3 protein-coding genes and 2 tRNA genes are annotated in these 2,003 nt (G+C 54.5%); 4 read left to right on the top strand and 1 reads right to left on the bottom strand.

The window, feature by feature from the left end:
- Positions 1 to 365: thermosome subunit (locus KKA81_16030; protein ID MBU2652436.1), on the bottom strand; the 365-nt coding region annotated here is incomplete at its 3' end.
- A gap of 290 nt (positions 366 to 655) precedes the next feature.
- Here KKA81_16030 and KKA81_16025 point away from each other — a divergent pair.
- From KKA81_16025 to KKA81_16010, 4 genes are all read left to right on the top strand, one after another.
- A tRNA-Val gene (locus KKA81_16025) sits at positions 656 to 731 on the top strand.
- A gap of 69 nt (positions 732 to 800) precedes the next feature.
- Positions 801 to 1,406, top strand: a complete 606-nt coding sequence (locus KKA81_16020) for a hypothetical protein (GenBank protein ID MBU2652435.1) — start codon at positions 801 to 803, stop codon at positions 1,404 to 1,406.
- Positions 1,367 to 1,738 carry a hypothetical protein gene (locus KKA81_16015; protein MBU2652434.1) on the top strand — a complete coding sequence of 124 codons (372 nt, stop codon included), beginning with the start codon at positions 1,367 to 1,369 and terminating at the stop codon, positions 1,736 to 1,738. The genes KKA81_16020 and KKA81_16015 overlap by 40 nt, the downstream gene beginning before the upstream one ends.
- Before the next feature lie 120 nt (positions 1,739 to 1,858).
- A tRNA-Ala gene (locus KKA81_16010) sits at positions 1,859 to 1,962 on the top strand.
- Positions 1,963 to 2,003: the final 41 nt, after the last annotated feature.

Genomic DNA, 2,003 nt, shown 5'->3' with positions numbered 1-2,003 from the left:
GTAGGGTGTATCTTCCGGTTTAAAAGCGACTCTGCCTGCTCGAGCAGATTACCTGCAAAAACCACCGCTGTGGTGGTACCATCGCCGACCTCCTCTTCCTGGGTCTTAGCCACCTCGACCATCATCTTAGCGGCAGGGTGCTCGATCTCCATCTCATCTAGGATTGTCACCCCATCGTTGGTTATCACTATGTCTCCGACTGAATCAACGAGCATCTTGTCCATCCCCTTGGGACCCAGGGTTGTCTTGACCGTGTCGCTCACTGCCTTTGCCGCAGTTATGTTGTTTTTCTGCGCCGTTGCTCCTGTGGTGCGTAGGGTACCTTCAGGTAGGATCAGCACAGGCTGACCTCCTAATTGCGCTATTCCGTTTGGAATTATCTATCACCTCACGTTCTTTACAAGAATTAGTTTATTCCAGGCAAACCTTTTTAAGTCTTATGGCCTGTAACTCGACCCCCAGACGCTTTAAAAGTTTTTTATACTTGGCACTTTCCAGTCTTAGTGGGCCGGTAGCTTAGCCTGGTTAGAGCGTCGAAACCGCCTTGAGAGTGGTTAGCGTAGGTCTTATAAGGCCACTGAGCCAGTGGCTCAGGTCAGAGCACCGGGCGTAGAAGCCGAAGGTCAAGGGTTCAAATCCCTTCCGGCCCACCTGAGGGCCCGTGGTCTAGCCTGGTCTAGGACGCCATGCTCACATCGTGGAGATCGTCGGTTCGAATCCGACCGGGCCCACTTAACCTTATTAGGGTCTGAGGACCCTAAGTCTAGATTGTGCTCGTATCTTTCATACCACTAGCCTGCTTGGTCCTCTACTTCACCCCAGCGGGCAGGCTTTTCGTCTGGGGAAGGTTCTTTCACGAGCTCTCTCACTACGCCTTCCTGAGGCTCTTCGGGGTTAAGGTCAGTGAGGTTAGGTGGCTCAGCTGGGTCCGCTACGAAGCGATAGGCAGCTTCTGGAAGCAGCTCTTGGTAGCCTGGGCTCCCTTCACGGTCAACCTGGGACTCGCCAGCCTGCTAGTTTACCTCGCAAAGGCTACGCCCTTTCTCCCGCTCGCGGCCTTCTTCGGGTCAGGCTTGTGCCTGCATGCTGTTCCCTCAGCCAGAGATGCCCGGAACACCCTACACACTTTCTTTGGGGTTTTCAGGGGTAAGGGCAGCCTCGGAGACTATCTCCTCCTGGCCCTCGGTATTGCTACTCTCCTTGGCGGGTCGCTTTCCCTTGGCCTGTGGCAACTGGCCATCCTAGGCGCTCTTGGGGTCGTTTTCATTGCAGCTCTGGTGCTCACCCCAGCTGGCGTGGTTGGAGTAGCTCTTTTCTACTCACTGCTAATCCTTTCACTGGGTGGCCTTTTTGATCTGGTAAGCCTGTGGAGAGGGTTACGTGCCCTCATGGGGTGGTTGGTCTGAGGCTCGCTGAAACGCTCAGGGGAAAGTTAACGCTCGTAATCGGCGCTACTGACACAGGAAAGACGACCCTCATCAAGCATGCAGCAGGCCTAATTGGTGAAAAACCTGCCATTATCGACGCCGATATAGGCCAGGGTTGGATAGGACCTCCACTCAGTCTGGGGCTCGCTATCATAAGTGAAAAGAGCCAGCTTAAGACGCCCAACCCCCTAGCCATTGAGCTTTCCAGTAGGTATAACCTGGCGGCCAACCTGGACGAGCATGCTTGCTTCCAGCAGCCAAGCTCGTTTACAGACGAGTTAGCCCAGCAGAAAAGCGAAGGAGCCAGGTAGCCCGCAGACGAGCAAGACTAACACCGGTGAGGCGCTTTGACTCGTTTAAGGCAACTCAGCTAAGGGTCCATCCGAGCCTTGGTGAGATTTAAAAAGCTGCTAAGTCTCTGAACCTCTAGTGGGCCCGTGGTCTAGCCTGGAAGGACGCCACCTCGGCAGGGTGGAGACTGCTTTGCCTTTCGCAAAGTAGCCACATATCCCGGGTTCAAATCCCGGCGGGTCCACTACCAAATTCCGCTTAAGCCCGCGACCTTCTTCTTTATTC

This window comes from Bacteroidota bacterium, from assembly GCA_018831055.1.
GTDB lineage: Bacteria > Bacteroidota > Bacteroidia > Bacteroidales > B18-G4 > M55B132.
Note: the sequence above shows the minus strand (reverse complement) of the source record. Positions and strands in the feature narration are given on the sequence as shown.